Below are 21,941 nucleotides of genomic sequence, written 5' to 3'. Positions count from 1 at the left end.
AAGTATGCTTAACGCATTCAACACACAGTTTTCTTTATGTGATAAAATGTTAACGGTAACATAAATTTATAATACAGGAGTGATGGCTGAAATGAGTTTACGGTTATGGTACACGAAGCCTTCGAATGATTGGAATGAAGCACTTCCTGTCGGAAACGGCCGCTTGGGCGGAATGATTTTTGGGAAAATTGAAAATGAAAAAATCCAGCTAAACGAAGACTCAATTTGGTATGGCGGTCCAAGAGACCGGAATAATCCCGATGCCCTTGCACATTTGCAGGAGGTACGCAGGCTTTTAACAGCTGGGCAATTGAAAGAGGCCGAAGACTTAGCCGCTCTCGCATTTCCTGGTTTGCCTGAAAGTCAGAGTCAGTATGAACCGCTCGGGGATTTATTATTTACCAATTATCACAAAAGCAGCACGTTTATGGAGTACGAAAGAGAATTAAACCTGTCGGAAGGAACGGCTTCAGTTACCTATAAAAATGAAGGCACTATCTATAGACGGGAGATTTTCACAAGTTGGCCCGACCAGGTTATGGTTATTCGTCTGACGGCTGATCAGCCGCAGAGTATCTCGTTCAGAGCCACATTTGACCGCGGGAATACAAGAAATTTAGATGAATTGAAAGCGTTATCTTCAGATGCATTGTTTATGGGAGGGAGAACAGGCGGGAAAAATGGGATTACTTTTCAAAGTATGGTACAGGCTGTTCCTGAAAATGGATCTGTAAAAACGATCGGGAACCGTTTGCTGATTGAAAAGGCAGATGCCGTAACCTTGATTCTTGCTGCGGCCACCTCCTACCGCTTCGAGGATCCCGTTGCGCGATGTCTTGAAACGGTAAAGAATGCAGCAGCAATAGGTTTTTCCGCTCTTAAAGATAGACATAAAGCAGACTACCAAGCTTTATTTAATCGCGTTACCATCGATCTGCAGGAAGAATCTGACTATATAAATATTCCTACAGATGAAAGACTGCAGCGACTGCAGGAGGAAAAGGAGAAAGTGGCAGATAACGATTTAGTCGGACTGTATTTTCAATTTGGGAGATATCTGCTGATTTCCAGCAGCCGGCCTGGTTCTCTGCCTGCAACGCTTCAGGGAATCTGGAACGACCAAATGATAGCTCCATGGGATAGTAAATTTACGATTAACATTAACGCTCAGATGAATTACTGGCCGGCAGAATCGACAAATCTGTCAGAGTGCCACCACCCTTTATTTGATCACATCGAAAAAATGAGAAAGCCGGGAAGGCACACCGCAAAAATCATGTATGGCTGCCGCGGATTCACCGCTCACCATAATACTGATATTTACGGAGATACAGCTCCTCAGGACATATATATGCCGGCATCCATCTGGCCGATGAGTGCTGCCTGGCTGTGTCTTCATTTGTGGGAACACTATGAATATTCACAGGACCTGGACTTTTTATCAAATGCATACGAAACAATGAAGGAAGCAGCAGAATTCTTTATAGATTTTCTAATCGAAAATAAAAGCGGTCATTTAGTAACCTCTCCCTCTGTTTCTCCAGAGAATACATATGTGCTCCCGAATGGAGAACAGGGGACACTGTGTGAAGGACCGTCGATGGACAGTCAGATTATATATGCCTTGTTTTCCTCGTGCATAGAGGCTTCAGAAACATTAGGTAATGATAAGTCGTTTCGACTGGAGCTGGCGGAGCTGCGGGAAAAGCTTCCGGATCCGCAAATTGGACGGTACGGCCAGCTTCAGGAATGGGCGGAGGATTATGAAGAAGCAGAACCAGGGCACCGCCATATTTCACATTTATTTGCCCTTCACCCCGGAAGGCAAATTTCTCCGCAATATACGCCAGAATTTGCGGAGGCCGCAAGGATGTCCCTTAAAAGAAGGCTTGCTCATGGGGGCGGCCACACAGGGTGGAGCAGAGCATGGATCATAAACATGTGGGCAAGACTTGGCGAAGGAAATAAAGCATATGAGAATGTGCTGGGGCTATTGAAGAAATCTACCCTGCCGAATCTATTTGATAATCATCCCCCATTTCAAATAGATGGAAACTTTGGTGGAACAGCCGGCATCACAGAAATGCTGCTGCAAAGTCATTTGAACGAAATTCATCTGCTGCCGGCACTTCCTGAAGAATGGAGTTCAGGTTCTGTCACCGGTCTCCGTGCGAAAGGAGGGTTTGAGGTCGCGGTTACCTGGAAGAATAATCAGCTGCTGACTGCCAATGTTCTTTCTTTAAAAGGTGGAAGCTGCAGAGTGAGGCTGACTGATGATCAACCCTTGACCATAACTAGTGAGAAAGGAAAAATCCCTTATTCAAAACTGGACACGAATCTGTATCAATTTCAAACCTTGAAAGATACGGAATACATCCTGATGCCGGAGAAGAGGGAGGAAATATGAGAAAGATAGATGCGCACCATCACTTGTGGAATTATAAAGAAAAAGAGTTCCCATGGATTTCGTCTGATATGGAGATTCTGCAAAAGAATTATCTGCCAGAAGACCTGCTTCCCATTCTGGAAGAAACTGAGTGGGAAGGTACAGTAGTTGTGCAGGCAAGGCAGACGTTAGAAGAAACAGAGTGGCTGCTTAGCCTGGCAGAAAAGTACGACTTTATGAAAGGCGTCGTAGGGTGGGTCGACCTCTGCTCCAACGAGGTAGAAAGTCAGCTCCGATACTTTTCAGGGAATCCTTATTTAAAAGGAGTCCGCCATATTGTTCATGATGAACCTGATCCATCATTCATGAACCGGTCAGACTTTAAGCACGGATTGTCATTACTCAATAAATATAATTTAACGTATGATCTGCTATTGTTCCCAGAGCACTTAAAGCTTGCCGAACGTATAGCCGCTCACTTCCCTGAACAGCGTTTTGTCCTCGATCATATCGGCAAACCAAATATCTCTCAGCAGATCCTTTCTCCCTGGAAAGAAGATTTATTTGCATTGTCACGTCATCCTAACGTTTATTGTAAGCTCTCGGGACTTGTAACCGAAGCGAATGTTTCAACATGGAAGGCGCACGATTTTTATCCTTATCTGGATGTCGTTTTTGAGGCTTTTGATACAGACAGACTTATGATAGGCTCGGACTGGCCGGTATGCCGTCTTGCAGGCGAGCACAAGGAAGTGATTGATGTAGTCGTCGATTACGCTCTGAGAACCTGTCCTCGTGAGCTGGATAAAATAATGTATGAAAACAGCAGAAAGTTTTATCAGGTTATGTAAAAAAAGATCCCGGAGTATTCACCCCCGGGATCTTTTTTTAGTGGATTTTCTCACTACGAGCTCCGACTTTAAAACTACTTCCCTTGGAGATGGAGGAGCAGACTGTTCAATTCTTTCGATCAGAAATTGAGCGCTGATGTAACCAAAATCATATGCAGGCTGCTTAACAGCGGTTAAAAATGGATCAATTTCAGAAGCCTGCTCCAGGTCATCAAAACAGACCAGAGACATATCCTTTGGCACATTTACGTTCTTGGAGCGCAATTCTTTAATAAGATTGACGGCGATAAAGTTGTTGCCGGCAATAATAGCTGTCGGGCGGTTGACATCATCCAATGTCTGTAATTGATTAACCACCTTTTTTGCATCACTGCCGGAAGTGAATGTCATTTCGTACATATGATGATCATTTAATTGATGGAGCTTCATCACTTCTGTAAAGGCTTTCTTTCGTTCTCTGGCAGTATAGACATCAGCCGGTCCGTTTACTAAAGCAATATTCTTGTGCTGATGATCTGTTAAATGCTGCAGGAGCTGTTTCATACCAAAGAAATTATCACCAAGTACAGCATCGGCCTGGATGTTTTCTACCAGCCGGTCCGTTAATACATAGGGGATTCGGTGTCTTGTTAATAATTTTAAATTCTTAGAGGAGGTATCGTTCGCCGGTGTAAAAATGACCCCGTCCACCCCTGTAGAGATTAATGATTTAATATATTCTGCTTCTTTATCCGCGTTTTCATCGGTATTGCTGAGAAGTATTTTATATCCTGCCTGTCTTGCTTTATCTTCCGCACCGCGTGCAAGTTTAGTGAAAAATGGGTTGGTGATGTCCGGAATCAGCAGCATCAGTATTTTTGATTTTTTCAAGGTGAGAGACCGGGCGGCAGAGTTTGGAATGTAATTTAATTCCTTGATGGCTGCTTCTACCTTGTTACGTGTCTCCTGCTTTGTGTTACCGGTATTATTAATAACGCGTGAAACAGTCATTGGGGAAACATTTGCTCTCTTAGCAATATCATAGATCGTGGCCATGGAGTATATTCTTCCTCTCGTTCAGTTCTTCCATTATTCATTATAAACGAAAGATACAAAATATCATAACCATAGAGTTGACTTCCTATTTCACTGGTGATATTTTTATGTTACCGGTAACTCTAGGAGGGTCTACAATTGAAGAAATTAAATGGGAAAGCAGCGCTTGTGACTGGAGCTTCCCGCGGAATGGGAGCGGCAATTGCTAAACGTCTGGCAGAGGAAGGGGCAGATGTAGTCCTCAACTATTTTTCCGTACAGGAAGAGAACGACGCAGAAGCCATAAAACGGCAGGTCGAAGACATAGGAGCAAGAGCATCCATTATTGCAGGAGATGTTGGTGTGAAAGATGATGTTACCAATATGGTGGAGTTTACAGCTAGCACCTATGGCTCAATTGATATTCTAGTGAATAATGCTGGAATTGCTCCATTTTTTTCCTTCTTAAATATCGACGAAGAGACGTGGGACCGAACCTATGACACGAATGTGAAAGGAGTGTTTCTCACGTGTCAGGCAGCAGCGCCATATATGATAAAACAAAAAGCTGGAAAGATTATTAATATTGCTTCTACAGCGAGCTTGTTGGTCACAAGTCCAGTCATGCCTCATTATATTTCGTCCAAAGCTGCGGTAAATCAATTAACCAGGGCGCTTGCGATAGAGCTTGGGAGCTTCAATATTAATGTCAATGCGGTCGGGCCGAGTACGACTGCGACCGACATGGTGACAGAATACCTGGAAGATAAAGAAATATATAACAAGGAAGTAGAAGCTAATCCGATGAAACGACTTGGCACGACAAAGCATATTGCCGATGCTGTGGCATTTCTTGCTTCCGATGATGCAGAGCAGGTGAATGGGCATCTATTAATGGTAGATGGCGGACTGACCGTTAAAGCGGCTCAGCCGGAAGATAATCTTTAGGGAGGTGAATGTGAATGATAAAAACAGCGTGTACCCATCCGGAAATTATGAAAGCGCTGTCAAAAACAGGTCACGGTGATAAAATTCTTATTGTCGATGGTCATTACCCGGCTGACTCGAAATCCTCCTCTGAAGCGAAGCTGGTTTATCTGAATGTAAGAAGAGGATTAATTGATGCCGTATCTATATTAAGTGTGCTAATGGAAATGATCCCGGCAGAAAAAATGGAAGTTATGGTACCTGATAATCATGAGCAGCAGCCGATTCATGAGGATTTTCAAAAAGTAACCGGCCTGGAGGCAGAGGGAATAACAAGGTTTGATTTTTATGAGACAGGTCAGGCAGAAAACGTGAAGCTAATTATTGTTACAGGTGAAGACAGAATATACGGAAATCTGCTTCTTACAGTAGGGGTGTGAGGGGACAACTTCACTATCCGGGGAACAGGAGGAATAAAATATATGGATAAGCAGCGCTACTTAGAAGAAATCGATGATGTGATACAGCGCGGACCTTTTGAAGCAGACTGGTCCTCTCTTTTTCAATACAAACTGGCTGACTGGTATCAGAAGGCGAAATTTGGGATATTCATTCATTGGGGTGTTTATTCTGTTCCCGCTTATGGAAACGAATGGTATTCGAGAAATATGTACATTCAAGGTTCCAAAGAATACGAGCATCATCTACAAACTTACGGACCTCATAAGAAGTTTGGCTATAAGGATTTCATACCGATGTTTCAGGCCGAACATTTTCGGCCGGGTGAATGGGCTGAGCTGTTTGATAAAGCCGGAGCCCGTTATGTCATGCCTGTTGCTGAACACCACGATGGGTTTCAGATGTACAATAGCGATATCTCCTCATTTAATGCTTATGAGATGGGACCGAAGCGGGATGTATTAAAAGAATTAGGTGACTCTTTAGAGAAACGAGGCATTCCACTGTGTGCGTCCTCCCATCGGATTGAGCACTGGTTTTTCATGGGGCACGGCAGGCAGTTTGAAAGTGACATTCATGAGCCTCTCGAAGAAGAAGATTTTTACTGGGCAGCTATGCCTGAGCCTGAAAATCACCATGATTTATTCAGCACCCCGGCGCCGTCATCCGAATTTCTCGTGGACTGGTTTCTGCGCAGCTGTGAAATTGTTGATAGATATCGCCCGAAAGTATTTTATTTTGACTGGTGGGTTCAGCATGAAGCGGTCAAGCCTTACTTAAAGAAATTCGCTGCTTATTATTACAACCGGGCAGATCAGTGGGGTGAAGAGGTAGCCATCAATTATAAGCATGATGCTTTCATGTTTGGCAGCGCGGTCGTTGATATCGAGCGGGGTCAATTTGCAGAGCAGAAGCCGTATTTTTGGCAGACCTGCAATTCAGTTGCAAGAAATTCCTGGTGCTATACAGAAAATAATCAGTATAAATCCTCTAACGAACTAATCTGTGATCTTGTAGATATTGTAAGTAAAAATGGAGCTCTGCTATTGAATATAGGTCCAAAAGCTGATGGTACTATCCCTGATGATGATAAACAAATTTTATTAGATATCGGCGAATGGCTGCAGATCAATGGCGAAGCCATTTACGAAAGCAAAGTATGGAGAAAGTCAGGGGAAGGACCGACCGAAATTCAAGAAGGACAATTTACCGATGCGACAGCCAAATCCTTCACTGCGGAAGATATAAGATTTACAGTCAACGGCTCTCACCTTTATGCCATAGTCCTTCAATGGCCGGAGGATGGAATAGTTCATATCAAATCATTAGCAGAAAAAGATGCTTCCAAGCTTCCACATTTTCACGGCATTATTAAAGATATTCAAATTTTAGGGTTTGAAAACAAACCAACATGGGTCCGATCCGAAGAATCTCTTGAAATATCTGCAAGTGGTGTCAGGTCAAAAAATCCCGTCGTCTGTAAAATCAGTCTGGATTGACAATAAGATAAATCCTGCTGTGGTGCTTTTGCTTTCTTTCTAATCAAAAATGAAAAAGAAGAATGACGCTCTCTGTAATTTGGAGAGCTTTTTTTAGTACTATTATAGATGACATTACGCAATAAGCAGTTGAGTCCATTTATTTGGCCGTGGCTGGATACGGTTTTATCAGTAAACGCTTTATTCTGGCATTTGGCCGACATGAGATACGCAATTTTTACCAAACAAACTTAGAAGGAGGCACATTATAATATTTTCTAAACGCTTTAGAAAAACTGTAAGGATCAGGGTATCCAAGCATACTGGCAATTTGCTGGATCGAATAGCGTTTAATGTATAATAATTCCCTGGCGCGGTTCATTTTCAATTGATAAATATAGCGTCCTGGAGTCAGGCCAAGAGCTTGTTTAAAGTATGAGATAAAATACTTCTCAGACATCCCCGCTATTTCTGCTACATCTTTGACTCGAATAGTTTGATAGAGGTGTTCATGAATGAAATCAAATACAGGCTGCAGCTTAACCAAATCCTTGTTCAATTTCTGATTTGCTGGGTAATAGGCAAAATCCCCTCGATATTGTTTAAGAGAGTACCTTTCTAAGATCTTAGCGATTAAAATCGTCAAACATCCTTTCAAACGAATTCCTGACATAGGGGTGCTCCGTTTATAGTGGTTATACGTGTCCATGAAAAGGCGGGCCTCCTCTTCAACAAGGGTATTATTAATAATACCCGCCAACTGAAAATTGTCCAGGATCCGATGATGCTCCCCGAGACCAAGATCAAAATGAGTAAATATAAATTTGCAGCGTGGGCTCAGGGCAGTAGCAGTATAGGCAACCTTTGGAGTGAAAAGTATTACGTCTCCCTCCGAAGCGAAGTACACCTCTTCTTGAATACGAATTTCAATCTGCCCTTCTTGAACGCACCATAAGTCATAATCTTTAAGTTGTCTTCGCTCCATCCAACTATTGGGATGCGCAACGTCGCTGCAAGAATTTATTCGGACCATAACAAGCTCTGAAAGTTCGTTGAAAATATTCAGGCTATCCATTGATAACGCCATCCCATACTTTTAGACATTTTTTAATTATCTATTTTACCACATGATTTTGTAAGGGTTATCAAATATTACTATTTGACATGAAGTGCTTACTCTCTTACATTTCAATTTTTATATCCGCTTTTTATAATCGTAATAACTAATGAGTTGGAAGCAGAATCAGTGTCCGGAGAACGGGAAGCGGCTGCTCGATAAGCCAAGCTTTACTTAATTTAGCAATCTTAGTACAATCTTAAGTCAAATAAAACAATAGTGATAAAGATAACCAAATACATCCCTATTATAATTAACGAAAGAACATTTGGGAGGAAATGTAATGTAACGAACCTTTCATTTTGGTATTTTCATGTAAGAATTGAGATGGTTGTTCTGAGGTTCAGCTTGTAATTTAACATAATAGGCTGGTTGATTGGAAACATTGGCAGGGAGTCGCACTCCCTGAGAAACATTCTAATCCATCATCTTTTTGAAAGCGCTTTATATTTTGTGGAGGTGTGTGACGGTGAAAGAAAAAATTACTTCTATGTACTGGCGCAAGGATCACCATTGTGATGATACAGACTTTCCCTATCATTCCCACGATAGATTTGAAATTTATTGTTTTCACAATGGAAACTGTAAGTATGTAATTGGTGATTGTATTTACAGGTTAAGGCCTGGAGATATTATCATTATGAACGGCCTTACTCTGCACCGTCCACACCCAAATCCTGCAGTGCCTTATGAGAGAAGTGTGATCGAATTCTCGCGCGAATGGATCCGTCCCATATTAAAAAGTATGAATATCCCCGAATTATTGGTTCCATTTTATAAGCTGAATAATTTCCTTTTTAGAGATATTGATCAGGATAAACTGCTTGAGATTACCAATTTAATAAAAAAAATAGATGCAATTGTAAAAGGGGAAAGGTACTCCAGCGACGACGATGATCCATATTTAAGTGAAAGGCTGATTGAAGCAAGAGTCTCCACGTTACTTACCCAGCTGCTTTTTAGAATCTATGAATTAAGCCGTTCTCAGCTTTCTCATCTGCCGCCAAAGGAATCCGAGAAAGATCGCCATGTAGAAAGAGTGGTCACATGGATCGATCAATATTTTAGAAATGACATTTCATTAAGTACTATTGCAGACAGTCTTAATATTAGTAAATACCATATGTGCAGGATTTTTAAAGAGGTAACCGGGCTCACTATTATGCAGTATCTAAATAACTGTCGCATAAACAGAGCGAAATTTTTGCTTGAGATGGCTCCGGAAAAATCAATTTTAGACGTGGCCTTTGAATCAGGATTTGAAAATTCATCATACTTCAGCCGCTTATTCCGCCAAGAAATGAAAATGACTCCATCTGAATATAGAAAACGAAAAAGTGGCCGGCTAGTAATGGAATTGATGGAAAACTAAAAAAGGGAGAGAAACTTAAATGAAAGAAAAATTTGCAGCACAGCTGTTTACAGTTCGTCATGAAATGAAAAAAGATTATGCCTTTGTGTTTCGAGCTTTGAAAGAAATGGGCTGGCCTGCGGTGCAGCTTTCAGCTCTGCCTGAGGGGTATGATCCTTTAGAGATATCTTCTTTATTAAAAGAAAACGAACTAAAAACAGCAGGAATTCACGTGAGTCTGGATCGGCTGGAAAATGATCTCACAAATGTGATAGAGGAGGTTCGTTTATACAATACAAAGGATATTATCTGCCCCTTTATTCCTGAAAAATACCGCACAGCGGAAGGATATAAATATGTCCGTCAGACACTAAATAAGATAGCTGATCAGGAAAAGGATTTTCGTATCAGTTATCACAACCACGCATTTGAATTCGATACGGAAGTGGAAGGACAAAATGCACTGCGATATTTGCTTGAACCAACACAGGAAAATAGTGTCCTGGCTGAAATTGATATTTTTTGGGTGAAGAAAGGCGGAGAAGACCCGTTAGAATTTATAAAACCTTACGTAGGCCGCATGCCAATTATACATTTAAAGGATATGTCAGCTGATGAGGAAAAGACATTCGCAGAGGTCGGGACGGGACTGATAGATTTTGAGCCGATTTTGCACTGGGGTGAAAATTCTGGGGTGGAGTGGTACGCAGTTGAGCAGGACGAATGCCGCGGCAACCCAATGGACAGCCTTCAGACCAGCCTGAACAATCTTAATAAGATGGGCGGTTATTTTGTGAAATAAAAAGTTTACTGGAAAGGGTGACAGGATGGAGTTTGGATGTTGTGCTGGTATTGAGAAGGCAGGGGATTTAAAACAAGCCGGCTTTGATTTTATGGAATGCACTGTTCTCTCTTTACTTCCTGAAGAAAGTGACGAAGAGTTTTCTGAAATATTAATAAGGTATCAAAAAAGTAATTTACCGGTGAAAGCCTGTAATGTCCTACTGCCGGGAGATCTCAAAGTAACGGGAGAAAATGTGGATTGGGATCGCTTAACTAATTATATAGAAAATGCCTTTCGTAGGGTACACCAGATCAAGGCAGCAATTGTGGTCTTTGGAAGCGGTGTAGCAAGGTCTTATCCGGAAGGATTTTCTAAGAAAACAGCAGAGCAGCAGATAATAAATTTTTTAAAAATGTGTGCAGAATATGCAGAACCTCTGGGCATCACGGTAGTTATTGAACCGCTGAATAAAAAGGAAAGTAATATAATTAATAGTTTACACGAAGCAGCCGATATCGCAAAAAAAGTAAATAACGAGTCGGTAAAAATTTTAGCAGATTTTTATCATATGGAAGAAGAAAAGGAGTCTTTAGAAAATATTATTCAATTCAGCGATTATATAAAACATATACACGTTGCTGATACTGGTCGCTTAGCCCCAGGCACAGGAAAATATCCATACTCCCTCTTTATGGATTGTATAAGACAAGCGGAATACACTGGCTATATTTCTATAGAATGCAAATGGCTGGACATGGCACAAGAAGCACGTTCAGCAAAAAAGTTTCTGGATGAAAGTTATTCAAGTGTAGGGCAGAGATAATGGTTTTATCTGCGGGCAACGGTGAACGGGATAGAGAGTACTGGATAAATGTCCTCTCCCGGATCGCCAGGCCAGTGTTAACGAACCTTGCCGAGGATAAGTTAAGAAAAGAAATTCCAATACATTCAGAGAATAATGACAGAAAAAGCTATGCTCCTCTAGAGGCTCTGGGCAGGCTTGCTTGTGGCATGGCACCTTGGATAGAGTCCGGAATGGATACAGGGAAGGAGGGAGAATTAAGAAAACACTATGCTGAGTTGATAAGAAATGGAATTACTGTGGCAACAGACACGGCCTCTGCTGATTATATGAATTTTGAAGCTGGCAGGCAGTCATTAGTTGACGCTGCATTTCTTGCTCAGGCTCTTACTCGTTCACCGAATGAGCTCTACAAAAAATTACCTGAATCAACAAAACGAAATTTGATAAGAGAACTTAAAAAAACGCGGGCAATTAAACCAGTTTTCAATAATTGGCTGTTGTTTTCTGCGATGATAGAAGCTGCTCTATATATGGCAGAAGAGGACTGGGATTCTGTTAGAGTTGATTATGCTCTCAAAAAGCATGAGGACTGGTATGCGGGTGATGGTTTATACAATGATGGAAATGAATTTCATATGGATTATTATAACAGCTTTGTAATTCATCCGATGATGGTTGATATTCTAGCTCTTTTAGGACCTCTTTTTACTGACTGGACGAATCAGCAGAAACGAGTAGAAGTAAGAGCCCGGAGGTATGCTGTGATTCAGGAACGGACGATTTCTCCGGAGGGGACATTTCCTTTAACAGGCAGATCAATAACGTATAGGTTCGCTGTTTTTCATCTATTAGCTCAAATGGCTCTTTATCAGAAGCTTGAGAAAAGTATTCATCCTGCCCAGGTAAGATCAGCATTGACAGCAGTCATTCGTAGAATTATTGAAGCCCGGGAGACTTTTGATGAAAACGGCTGGCTTCAGATCGGTCTTTGCGGCAGTCAACCAAGGTTAGGTGAACACTATATCACAACGGGAAGTTTATATATTTGCAGCACGGTATTTCTCCCACTCGGGTTACCAGTTAATGATATTTTTTGGCAGGGAGAAGCAGAATGGACAACAAAAAAAGCATGGGCGGGTAAACATATTCCGATTGATCATGCTTTAGTAGAGTACTAGAGTCCTTACTAAAACTTAGAGAAGGCACTCATAAGTACTATTCTGAAAATACGTTGATGAACCTTGCGCAAACTCGCTTTCACTTTAGAACGATTAACCTTATTAAGGAAGAAAGTATAAGAAAAACTAAGGCTTTCGCCATTGAAATTTAGCGACAAGCCAAGTTTTTCTTTACCGCGGACGAACGCCCGAGCCTACTGGCAAAACCCGCTGCGGAGTCTCGGATCGCCCGTTTATCCGCAGAAGTCTCGCTTGCTCCTGTCCCATCAACTTACTTCTAGATAAAAGGCATTAAAATTCATTCAAAAGAAAGGAGAATAGAATGGATGACAATAGAGCGAGAGTCTATGAAGAATCAAATGTCAGGCAGATTCCTGACAAGGACAAGCCTGTAAAAACAGCTTCAGGAAAAAGAAAAAAAGCTTTCGGGTCTTCAAGTGTATGGTATATCTTTTTGATTCCCAGTTTTTTGGGCATTCTGCTTTTTATGGTATATCCAATTGTCGAGTCCTTTCGTCTAAGCTTCTATAAATCAAATGGAACGATAGAAAATTTTATCGGTCTCCGGAACTTTCAATATATCTTAACATCAGGTGTGTTTTGGAATTCAGTATGGAATACTTTTTTTATTGGATTTTTTCAGGTGCTGATAACGATTCCATTAGGATTTATCTTTGCATCGTTGATCAATTCAACGAAAAAAGGTCAGAATTTTTTTAAAGTTGTGTATTTTCTGCCTAATATTACCTCTATTGTTGCAGCCGCTATGATATTCGCTTTTGTGCTGCATCCAGATATGGGGATTGTAAATTATATTCTGGGATCGATAGGTCTGCCTACTCCGGGATGGCTCTCGGATCCATCCACTTCTAAATGGGGTGTAATCTTATTAGCTGTGTGGCACTGGATCGGTTTCGTAATCATCATTTGTCTCGCAAATCTTCAGGCTATCTCCTCAGAAATGTATGAAGCTGCAAGGATTGACGGAGCAGGAAGTCTACAACAATGGTTCTTTATAACAATACCAAATATGGCGCCAACATTTGCCTTTTTACTTATAACCGGTTGGATTGGGGCGCTGCAGAGGTTTAACGAAGTATATGTTTTGGGAGGGCCAAACGGGAGCCCGTCCCGGTCTATCCAGACGATGGGTGCCTTTATATATGAAAGAGGCTTTACTGGATTTGAATTTGGCATCGCTTCAGCAGCCACCTACATTATGTTTATTATTATTTTGGTTTTTACCTTTATCAATTTGAAAGTATCCAAAATGAAAATCTAATAGGGAGAGGAGGCTGAAAATGAAAAAAACAATGACTACAAAAGAGATAGAAAACGTATCCGTCTGGTTCAAGTTTATCGTGTTAGTTATTTTTGGGTTTGTACTCATGGCTCCATTTTTATGGATGGTAAGTGTAGGCTTTGATAGAACGGCTAATGTTTCTATGCCTTTTCCTCCAAAATTAATTCCGGAAGAGATTTCAGGGTTTAACTATGGAATTGTACTGGAGAATGGGAGGTTAATTCAATCCTACATCAATTCTACCATTGTAACGGTTAGTTCTGTATTTTTAGGAGTCGCCTCCTCGCTATTAGCGGGATATGCTTTTTCAAAAGGTAAATTTAAAGGAAAAAAAATATTGTTTTTTGTGGTGCTTGGTACATTGATGATACCGATGGAGCCTCGTTTAATTCCTTTGTATACATTATTTAATAGTATCGGTTTGTTAAACAGCTTTTGGCCATTAATCCTGCCGCCGCTCATTAATGGAATGCTTATTTTTCTTTGTAAGCAATTCTTTGATCAATTGCCGGATACGTTAAGAGAAGCTGCACAAATTGATGGAGCCGGCGAATTCAAGGTATTTTTCAGAGTATATTTTCCTCTGGCAGGGCCGATTGCAGCAACGATGGTTATATTAGCGTTCATATGGAGCTGGAATGATTTCATGTGGCCGCTGGTTGTATTAAATAGTCAGGAGCTGCACACCGTGCCTTTATATTTAGCAAGTTTTTCATTAGAAAATGGGACGAGCCTGGGAGGGCTGACGATGGCCTTAGCAACGGTAAGTATCCTCCCGATTGTTGTTTTATACCTGTTCCTGCAGCGTTATATTATCCAAAGTATTGCATTAAGCGGAGTGAAGGGTGAGTAACAACCTTACTTAAAATAACTAAAAGGGAGGAAAAAAATGAAACGATATGTGGTTTCTGCGCAGCGAGTTCTCTTATTTATAATGATGGTGTTTTTAGCAGCAATGGTTATTGGCTGTACTCCTCAATCCGATGATTCTTCAGCTGATTCCGGACAGAGTGATGAGGAAGTGTCCGACAAAAATTGGGAGGGACAAAAAGTAAGAGTCCAGATGATTGGTGATTTCAAGGAAGAATCTTCTACGGATCCTATTACCGGGGAGAATGCGGAAGGAGTGGAAAAACTTGCAGAAGAATTTGAAAGACTTCATCCTGGAGCTGAAGTAGAGTTTATTTTAATGCCATGGGAAGGCTACACCGAAAAAACACAGGCCATGCTGACATCTGGTGAGGCAGATGTGTATCAAATGCCGGGAATAGCAGATTTTGCTCCCCAGGGGGTTTTAGAACCATTGCAGCCATTCATTGATGAAGACGATGAAATGGACTTAGATAAATTTATTGATAACCAGGTGGAAGGGTGGAAGGCATTAGGTCCGGACAGTGATGAATTACAGATTTATGGTCTCCCATTTTTAGGGGATGCGCGTTTTATCACTTATGACAAACAGCTGTTTGATGAATGGGGAGTGGAATATTTATCTGAATATCCGACCATGGATGAAATTGCAGAAAAAGCAGAACAGATGACAGGGACAAATCCTGAAACAGGTGAACAAAATTATGGAATCTGGTACAGGGGAGACTGGTCATCAGCATTTACTTTAGTCAATCTTGCAGAAGGACAGAACGGTGCCTGGGGAGAAGGGTTCGCCTGGGAAGAGGTCGAATTTGATTTTGATTCAACTGAGATGAATAATGGGCTGGAATGGTTAATGGACATGCAGGAGTTTGCTCCTAAAGGACTGGTCAGTAATCAGGGAAATGAAAAATGGCTGACAGAAGATAATAATATAGCAATCATGCTGAATCAGGGACCCGGCGATACCGTGAAGCCTTCCCACGCCAATGGAGTGGGAGACCGCATCGGAATTGCCCAGGAATTTAAAAACGATGAAGGGGTAGGTGGATTGTTTGCCGGCAGTCCGCTGGCCATAGCAGAAGCAAGTGAAAATAAAGAATTAGCATGGGAATGGATTAAATTTGCCACGAATGATTATGCGCAGGAGTTTGTTTTCTCTGAAAATGGAGCTATCCCGTCAATTAAATCCGCTGAAGAGTTTGAGAGTATAGAGGAATATGAGGAATTAATGGAGCCTGTCTTTGAAGCAATGAGCACTCCGTCGACACCACGATATCCGTGGGGATCTTCACAGCCAAGATATATTTTAACCTCAGAAATAGAGTCCACCTTAACAGGGGACAGAAGTCCGGAAGATGCGCTGGAGAAAGCTCAAAAAGAAAGTACTGATTGGGTGGAAGGCAGATAAGCCAAAATAAGATCCCTGCGCAGCTCAATCTTCATGCCCAGGGATCTTATTTTAGCGCATTATAACTATTCACCATTTATTGCTCAATAAGATTAACATAATTCTCTTCAATGTTATTTCGGATATTATTGTTTTGGATGAAAATGTTACGTCCATCTTCAATTTTCATGCCATTCGTATTTCCAATAATTTTGTTTTCTTTTAGCTTGATATCTTCAGGTGTCCCGGCTCCTTTATTATCATTGTTTGTGTCGCCGGCATCTTCTGTTATCAATATGCCCCAGAAACCTGCTCCTTTATTATTAATAATTTTGTTATTTTCCACAATCGTACCAGGGGCATTTTTTAGATAAATACCTCGTGCATTTTCCGGGTGTTTTGTGTTCATTATTTTATTATTCTCAATGACTGTATCGGGGGAACCCATAATAACTGTGATGCCGTCTCTGGTGTCCTTAAGATGATTGCCGTGAATTACATTACCAGCTCCTGATGCGGAGTGGGAATTAGGTGGAGTCCCGCCGGTGTTTCCGACCCCAATGCCTCCTCGAGGAACGCCGTCGAGCTTGTTATGACTAATTTTATTTAAATATTCACCCTGCCCATGTAAATCAATAGCGTCATGAATATTATCTGTATAGGTATTATCCTCTACCAGATTATTATGAGCAAAATTTTGAATCAACGTACCATGGCGCATATACGGTCCTTCAAAATGACTTCCTGCCACAAGATTAAAATACGTATCATCTGAATGGCCAAGCCGGTTAACTCCTTGGATCCCCTGTATTCCGACTCCATAGCCCGCTCCGCCACCGCCGACATCGGTAGCATTTTTAAAGGTGGAATTAGAAACTATGTTCCTATTACTTTTTTCAAAACGTATGCCCATCCTTTGAAATTTTTCAACTGTCACTTTATCGATAGTTAAATGATAGGAAGGCTGGCCCGCAGATCCTGCCACAAAAATTCCATAAGCAGGGCCCCCGCGCTCCGGGTTATTCTGCCCGGGATCGTCTGAGTAGCTTCCGTCAAACGTGGATGTAATTGTTAAATCTGATATCATGATGTCATGATTGGCATAGGCTGTCATCACTTTGCTGCTTGGTACTTCGTCCACGTCAAAATGTGAAACAAGCTCGACATTTTCTTCTGTTTCACCACGAAGATTGACTTCGTTCTTTAAGTATAGATTTGAAGTGAAATCATTTTCCGTTGTGCTCCTCAAATGATACGTTCCATTTGGGAAGTAAACTTCATCCCCCGGGTTTGCTGCTTCTATTGCTGCATTTATGGCGGGAGTATCATCATGATCATTATTCTCTGGATCTGCACCGTAATCGATTACGTTTATTGTTTCACCTGTAACGGGATTAGGCTCGTGAGGACTGTATTCGGTTGAATCTGGGAAATACAACCCTGCTTTTGTAAAAGGCTCGGCATCCGGGTCAGGCCCAGGGTCCACGGCTTCCAGCTCCTCCACTACGGCACCGTCTTCGTTTGGAGCGTAAATATGAACAGCAGTTAAACTGTTCCAATCATTCGTAGAATTACCGTAGCCCACAATTCGAACATAGCGGGCTTCTTGATCTTCAAAATCAAAAGGCTCCAGGTTTATTTCTTCACCGCTGTTCGCTTGCTGTTCGACTGACTTCGACCAGGTTTCACCGTCTGTGGAAAGTTCAATATCAATGGTAGATGAACGGAGATCACCGCTGTGAAATGCAATCCCCATATATCCTACATTTACTACACTCCCTAGATCATATTGAATGTATTCACCCTCTCCCTGGGCCGACCATCTTGTTGATAAATTGTCATCAAGTGTATTTTCAGGTACATTTCCGTCATGAACACTAGCTTCTACTTCTATTACATCATAATGATGGGGGTTATTTTCTGCTTCTGCTGATTCTGGGTTTAATCCTATAGTCAGAAGTAAAAGGATAGGCAGAACACTAATTCTTTTCAAATTTCGTCACACTCCCTGCTTAGTAGGCTTTAGGCAACTCAACTCTGAAGGTTTTTCCGTCCTTAGTGAAGTAAAGCTGAAGTCCGTGATCCTGATCATCAAGAAAATGAGATACATACTCTGGCACTTGTTTCTTCATTGGGTGGAGAAGTGTTACTATCCGGTGCTGCTTTGCTGGTTTCGTTTTTGCCTGAATTCTCCAATGGATAGGCTGATCTTCTAGTTCTGAAACATCGACCTCTGGAAAATTATTAAATTGAGAAAGCTTTAATTCCCCACTGGAGCAATAAACGAACTGACCTTCTAATGCCGCATTATTTCTCTGTACCAAGAAGGATTGGTGCTGAAGTGTATTTTCTTGAAGTGTATGGAGAAGCCAATCGATTTCTGCTTCCTTTTCTAAACTTATGGAGTCAACTACTACAAAATAAGAGTCTTCGATAAAGTAGGTTTCTCGTTTATAGGATATAAGGTATGGAACATAATGCTTGTAAGCGGCTGTAGCATCTCCGCAAATATAAGAATAGTTATCATATTGCTCTACAGTTTCTATGCTGCCGCTTGCAGCCATTGCTGTAAATTTATCCTTTTCTGCATATTGTCCTTTTCCATCTATCAAAATTGCATTCTTTGAAATGGTCTGTCTGCGCCATTTCATATGCATGGTACTGTTAAATGCAATGTAATATCCGCTGTGAATAGCTAAAGGTTCGCCAAACGCATGTAAAATGAACGCATTTTGATCGCCGTGGCTGTGACTGATTGAACCGTAAGGACTGCTTTTTGTTAAATACATAATATGTTCAGTCGGATCATCCATTCGTGCATGCATGGCTGCCCAGCCAACATCTTTAAACCACTTTACTCCAGGCAGGTCAGTAGGTTTTTGAGCTTCAATAGCGGGAAAGTCATGGAGGTACATCATTTCATCAAAGTGAAAATCCCACCAGCCTTTGTTGTAAAATTTGTCGTAAGGATCGGTATCGTATTGTTTTGTCTTCTCAAAATACCATTGATAATAAGGATTTCCAGTAATACCGGCAAACTGGCGGATATTAAATCCAACCTTAAGTCCCGGCGTATCTCCGAGATTAGCGTGATCCCCAAAGCTGGCTCTGCTTGTATCAGGCGGGTAAACATACAAAGGGAAGTCACCTGTCTTTTGAAAAAATGGCCGATTATACAAATCATAGCCGTTGAATTTTCTTATCAGATTCATCGCATCTATCACATAGGCCATTCCAGTCATCCAATAGTGGGGACCTTCTGCCCAGCCTCCGTCTGCTCCACCCCACGGTGTGTATAAACCGCTGTAGTATTCAAGTGTATAATTAAGCCAATCTTTTGCTTCTGGAACCTCTTTAAAAAGACTTAATCCAGCAGGGATCAATACGGATGAGAGAGAGCGGACCGCATGGCTGTCATAAGGGACTTGGTGAATTTTTGAACGCTGGATAACGTGATAGGCTACTTGTTCGGTTCGGGAAACTAGTCTATCCTTAACGAATTCCCGTTCCTCATCTGTTAAAGTTGAATGCAGCCAATCATAACCCCAGGCGAGTGCACCCGCGACACGAAAAGCAGCCTCGTCATTATAATCCCGTGAAGTAGTCCCATCCGGATTCCAGCTGCTTATGTGGAGCAGCCATTCCTTTGCTTTTTTAATGATAGCTTCGTCTTTTAAAATGACACCGGCGACACTTAAATGCCGGACAGCGTGCAGGGCCTCCTGGCAATCCATATACATTTTCCGCCACAGCTTTGCTATCCGCTTATTGTTTGGATAAGGTTCCGGCTCTTTAATAAGCGGCATGTTTAAGTAAGGTTTTACAGAATTTTGGTAAAATGTATCCCAGTGACAATACTCGTTATCAAGCTGAATTCTCTCTCTAAATTTCTTGACTTCAGAATTCGTTAACCAAAGCCTTGGTCTTGTTGTGGCAGCGTATTTATATCTTTCCTGCCTTGAAGGTAAGGGAGTTTGGGGTAGCTCTTCGGAGACGGTGAATTTTCTTACTTTGCTCCAACTGCTGACTTGAGTAGATTCATTGTTATTATCTAATAATGCATATCTCCAATAATAAGTTCCGGGCGCCATGGCTTTATCAGGCGTGAATAAATTGTAATAAATTGGCTTGTAAACGAATGTATTTTCAGTGAAAGACCGGTTGGAGGAGATTTCAAGCACATATATATCGTTTTCCAATTTTGCCGGCATCCACGTGAAACGAGGGGGATTTTCAATAACGACAGTGGTTTCATCAGGCTGGTATGGAACGTTTAAGACATCACATTCTGGTTCGTATAGTTTAAATAGTATTTCTTCCACGTAAGTTTCCTCCTTAAAATTATAGAATGTAGGGAAAACCAGGGACAGGAGGTCCCTGGTTTTCCCTGGAGATATATAATCATTTTAATGACTTTGTATTTTTAATCTGATACTCTTTGTGATTCAATAATTCCTTCGCCTTCATTGTATCGTTCTGTCGCCTCATCTATTGCCTGCTGGCCCCCTTGATGCAGCCACTCCTCAACGATGGTATCGTGATAATCGACAGGCTCCTGCCCTAGAATAATCTTTGCGGCACCTGTCATCCACACATCTGAAGGAATGTCGCTGCCTGGACGGATATCTGGGCTGTTTTCAGTTGCATCCAGTGGAGGATCAAATTGGATGCTATCCCGTCCTTCATTATCTAGAATATTGTCGAAGACACTCATCAATTCCTGACCTTCCTCTGTTAATTCAAGAATCCCTTCTGTATATGTTGAATCTCTGATCATCCAAAGCCATCTGTTCCGATAATGCTGTTCATTTAAACTGTTTGAATCTTCTTTTATTTCGTAATCAACGGACCCGTCCTCATTCATCGTATAGGTGTCGTCTTCAATCCCATAAGTAAAGAAACGTTCTCCTTCTTCGCTTACCTGCCAATTAAAGAACTGTATAATCTTTTCAACATCCGCTTCTGTTTCGTTACTGATTAAAAAGGATCTTGTAACATTTCCGTATAAATAGTGGCCCCCTTCACCATCAGGTCCTTTAGGGGATGGGATAATTTCCACTTCAGCTTCAGGTACATTATTTTGAATTTCCTGTTCCCATGCATTTACTTCTTCGGCGTTCATCGACCACATACCGACTTTTCCTGCAATAATGTTGCTTCGGTATTCCGGCTGCTGGGTTGTTAAGAATTCAGGATGTATTAATTGCTCTTCATACATTGTGTTATAAAAAGATAATGCATCTTTAATTTTGTCTCCTGCCATGAATTTCGGTACAACTTCGTCTTCGTATAATTCCCATTGGTATGGGAAAGCATCAAATGCTCCGAAAAAAGTGTCTGAATACTTAAAATCTTCTCTTCCTTGAAAGGGATCAGAAACGCCAATTTCTTTAAAAGCACGAAGTACCTCCAAAAATTCGTCAGCTGTTTCGGGAATTTCCAACCCTGTTTCCTCAAGCAGATCCATTCGCATTGCTGTACCGCGTCGAGAAGGATTTGATAGATACTCTGGAATCGCGTAAATCTGCCCATCATAGGTTACTTTATCCCATGCTTCCTGGGGTATGGTTTCAAGCAGATCCTGACCGTGTTCTTCTAATAGATCATCCAGCGGCATGAAAGCACCGTTTTCGACTCCACCTGCAAGCTCTGGTCCCAGTACTCCGCCCCCAGCCTGCATTACATCCGGAACGTCATTAGAAGCAAGCATTAAGTTCATTCTTTCCACGTATTCATTATGAGGAACGAGACGGATGTTTATGTCAGTATCTGTTAGATTTTCAAGCTCCTCTACATATTTATCTTCATTGATTTCGGGATGACTTTCTACATACGGTGTACCAAGCGTTCTCATCGCTATGGAAAAATCGGAATTTCCATCTTCTTTTGCTTCATTCTCATTTGAGTCATCATTTGTTGCCTCGGAAGTTTCTGAGTCTGTGCCGTTGCAGCCAATAACAATAAGAGCAAGAAATAAAAGCATCATAACAAATACAAATTTCCCTTTCATTTGAACCCTCCTTTTTAA

17 protein-coding genes are annotated in these 21,941 nt (G+C 41.5%); 12 read left to right on the top strand and 5 right to left on the bottom strand.

The features are described 5' to 3' along the window. Positions 1 to 82: 82 nt before the first annotated feature. Together ACE4RR_RS13240 and ACE4RR_RS13235 are read left to right on the top strand one after the other, a co-directional pair. Positions 83 to 2,407: a glycoside hydrolase family 95 protein gene (locus ACE4RR_RS13240; RefSeq protein ID WP_375535904.1), complete on the top strand. Its 2,325-nt coding sequence runs from the start codon at positions 83 to 85 to the stop codon at positions 2,405 to 2,407. Then, entirely contained in the window at positions 2,404 to 3,237 is an 834-nt protein-coding gene (locus ACE4RR_RS13235; RefSeq protein ID WP_375535903.1) for an amidohydrolase family protein, read from the top strand. The genes ACE4RR_RS13240 and ACE4RR_RS13235 overlap by 4 nt, the downstream gene beginning before the upstream one ends. An 18-nt stretch (positions 3,238 to 3,255) precedes the next feature. Here the strand turns inward: ACE4RR_RS13235 and ACE4RR_RS13230 are convergent, their stop codons facing one another. Continuing rightward, positions 3,256 to 4,272: a LacI family DNA-binding transcriptional regulator gene (locus ACE4RR_RS13230; protein WP_375535902.1), complete on the bottom strand. Its 1,017-nt coding sequence runs from the start codon at positions 4,270 to 4,272 to the stop codon at positions 3,256 to 3,258. A 138-nt stretch (positions 4,273 to 4,410) separates the two neighbouring features. On the opposite strand from ACE4RR_RS13230, the gene ACE4RR_RS13225 reads away from it, so the two are divergent. The 3 genes from ACE4RR_RS13225 to ACE4RR_RS13215 are packed head-to-tail and all read left to right on the top strand — an operon-like array spanning position 4,411 to position 7,136. Next, positions 4,411 to 5,199: an SDR family NAD(P)-dependent oxidoreductase gene (locus ACE4RR_RS13225; protein WP_375535901.1), complete on the top strand. Its 789-nt coding sequence runs from the start codon at positions 4,411 to 4,413 to the stop codon at positions 5,197 to 5,199. 14 nt (positions 5,200 to 5,213) lie between these two features. After that, positions 5,214 to 5,618, top strand: a complete 405-nt coding sequence (locus tag ACE4RR_RS13220) for an RbsD/FucU family protein (protein ID WP_375535900.1) — start codon at positions 5,214 to 5,216, stop codon at positions 5,616 to 5,618. A gap of 42 nt (positions 5,619 to 5,660) precedes the next feature. Next, on the top strand, positions 5,661 to 7,136 hold the full coding sequence (locus ACE4RR_RS13215) for an alpha-L-fucosidase (RefSeq protein WP_375535899.1): 1,476 nt from the start codon (positions 5,661 to 5,663) through the stop codon (positions 7,134 to 7,136). A gap of 217 nt (positions 7,137 to 7,353) precedes the next feature. Here ACE4RR_RS13215 and ACE4RR_RS13210 read toward each other — a convergent pair whose 3' ends face one another. Next, positions 7,354 to 8,190 (bottom strand): AraC family transcriptional regulator, encoded by an 837-nt coding sequence (locus ACE4RR_RS13210; RefSeq protein WP_375535898.1) that lies wholly within the window; start codon positions 8,188 to 8,190, stop codon positions 7,354 to 7,356. Between the two features lie 511 nt (positions 8,191 to 8,701). On the opposite strand from ACE4RR_RS13210, the gene ACE4RR_RS13205 reads away from it, so the two are divergent. The 7 genes from ACE4RR_RS13205 (at position 8,702) to ACE4RR_RS13175 (ending at position 15,934) form a co-directional block, all read left to right on the top strand. Then, positions 8,702 to 9,604 (top strand): AraC family transcriptional regulator, encoded by a 903-nt coding sequence (locus ACE4RR_RS13205; RefSeq protein ID WP_375535897.1) that lies wholly within the window; start codon positions 8,702 to 8,704, stop codon positions 9,602 to 9,604. Positions 9,605 to 9,623: 19 nt separating this feature from the next. Then, positions 9,624 to 10,385, top strand: coding sequence for a sugar phosphate isomerase/epimerase family protein (locus ACE4RR_RS13200; RefSeq protein ID WP_375535896.1), 762 nt, complete (start codon positions 9,624 to 9,626; stop codon positions 10,383 to 10,385). Between the two features lie 25 nt (positions 10,386 to 10,410). Further along, complete coding sequence (locus ACE4RR_RS13195) at positions 10,411 to 11,190, top strand: sugar phosphate isomerase/epimerase family protein (protein WP_375535895.1); 780 nt, start codon at positions 10,411 to 10,413, stop codon at positions 11,188 to 11,190. After that, positions 11,190 to 12,350: a DUF2264 domain-containing protein gene (locus ACE4RR_RS13190; protein ID WP_375535894.1), complete on the top strand. Its 1,161-nt coding sequence runs from the start codon at positions 11,190 to 11,192 to the stop codon at positions 12,348 to 12,350. Before ACE4RR_RS13195 ends, ACE4RR_RS13190 begins: the two co-directional genes overlap by 1 nt. 322 nt (positions 12,351 to 12,672) lie before the next feature. Then, entirely contained in the window at positions 12,673 to 13,632 is a 960-nt protein-coding gene (locus ACE4RR_RS13185; RefSeq protein ID WP_375535893.1) for a carbohydrate ABC transporter permease, read from the top strand. Positions 13,633 to 13,651: 19 nt separating this feature from the next. Continuing rightward, positions 13,652 to 14,506 carry a carbohydrate ABC transporter permease gene (locus tag ACE4RR_RS13180; RefSeq protein WP_375535892.1) on the top strand — a complete coding sequence of 285 codons (855 nt, stop codon included), beginning with the start codon at positions 13,652 to 13,654 and terminating at the stop codon, positions 14,504 to 14,506. 36 nt (positions 14,507 to 14,542) lie between these two features. Continuing rightward, positions 14,543 to 15,934, top strand: coding sequence for an extracellular solute-binding protein (locus tag ACE4RR_RS13175; RefSeq protein WP_375535891.1), 1,392 nt, complete (start codon positions 14,543 to 14,545; stop codon positions 15,932 to 15,934). Between the two features lie 76 nt (positions 15,935 to 16,010). Here ACE4RR_RS13175 and ACE4RR_RS13170 read toward each other — a convergent pair whose 3' ends face one another. From ACE4RR_RS13170 to ACE4RR_RS13160, 3 genes are all read right to left on the bottom strand, one after another. Continuing rightward, complete coding sequence (locus ACE4RR_RS13170; RefSeq protein WP_375535890.1) at positions 16,011 to 17,906, bottom strand: right-handed parallel beta-helix repeat-containing protein; 1,896 nt, start codon at positions 17,904 to 17,906, stop codon at positions 16,011 to 16,013. Between the two features lie 19 nt (positions 17,907 to 17,925). Further along, complete coding sequence (locus ACE4RR_RS13165) at positions 17,926 to 20,235, bottom strand: DUF4962 domain-containing protein (protein WP_375535889.1); 2,310 nt, start codon at positions 20,233 to 20,235, stop codon at positions 17,926 to 17,928. 101 nt (positions 20,236 to 20,336) lie between these two features. Next, entirely contained in the window at positions 20,337 to 21,923 is a 1,587-nt protein-coding gene (locus ACE4RR_RS13160; RefSeq protein ID WP_375535888.1) for an extracellular solute-binding protein, read from the bottom strand. Between the last annotated feature and the right edge of the window lie 18 nt (positions 21,924 to 21,941).

Origin of the sequence: Alteribacillus sp. HJP-4 (assembly GCF_042139015.1) — a bacterium.
In the GTDB taxonomy this organism is placed as follows: Bacteria; Bacillota; Bacilli; order Bacillales; family Marinococcaceae; genus JBHIKY01.
The sequence above is the reverse complement of the archived record's forward strand: the minus strand, read 5'-3'. Positions and strand labels throughout refer to the sequence as shown.